The sequence below is a fragment of the Ligilactobacillus pabuli genome (assembly GCF_022836475.1).
In the GTDB taxonomy this organism is placed as follows: domain Bacteria; phylum Bacillota; class Bacilli; order Lactobacillales; family Lactobacillaceae; genus Ligilactobacillus; species Ligilactobacillus pabuli.
Genome location: NZ_BQXH01000050.1, coordinates 1 through 811, shown reverse-complemented (window position 1 = coordinate 811; position 811 = coordinate 1). Strand labels below are relative to the sequence as shown.

1 protein-coding gene is annotated in these 811 nt (G+C 41.3%); it reads left to right on the top strand.

Going from position 1 to position 811, the window contains the following annotated elements; genetic code table 11:
- The coding region (locus LPAF129_RS11030) for an ISL3 family transposase (protein ID WP_244057182.1) at window positions 1-811 on the top strand (811 nt) is incomplete at both ends.

Below are 811 nucleotides of genomic sequence, written 5' to 3'. Positions count from 1 at the left end.
TGTTTCAGCTTCTTCAATTCAACGAATTTTATATCAAGGCCAGCGGGCATATGTTACACCCCCAGAGCTACCGGTGGCACTATCTTTTGATGAATTTCGTTCAATCAAAAACTGTTTTTCTTTTATCTGTATCAATGCGAAAACACATGACCTAGTTGCCTTACTACCTACTCGCTTTTCTAACACTATCAAGAATTATTTTACCAATACTTATTCGCTTCAGGAACGACAAAAGGTCCAAATTGTCACCATGGATCTAAATGCTCAATATCAAAACTTCGTCCACGAGATTTTCCCTAAAGCACAAATCGTTTTTGACCGTTTTCATATTGTGCAATTAACCGGGCGGGCCCTTGACCATGAGCGTCTCCAGGCTTTAAAAAGTATCTCCGACCACCATGATCGCACCTACAAAGCTTTGAAGACTAATTGGCGCTTATTCCATCTTGAGGAAGATCAACTTAGTGCCAGTGAAATCAAGTATTACCGGGGCTTAAATGAATACACGACAGCCCAGAACGTGGTGGACTTAGGGTTAGATGCCTTTCCACGTTTTAAACAGGTTTACCATGACTATCAGACCATTCTCGGCTTGATTCGCAACCATGACCGGGCGGCTTTACAACGACTAGTCATGAATTATCAACCCAATGGAAGCGCCATGGACACCGTTATTAGAACTATTCAAAAGAACTATCTCGGGATTCGAAATGCTTGTCTATATGAGTATTCTAACGGACCTTTAGAGGGAGTTAATCGGAAAATTAAAGAACTAAAACGCAGCTGTTACGGCTTTAAGAATTTGGCACAC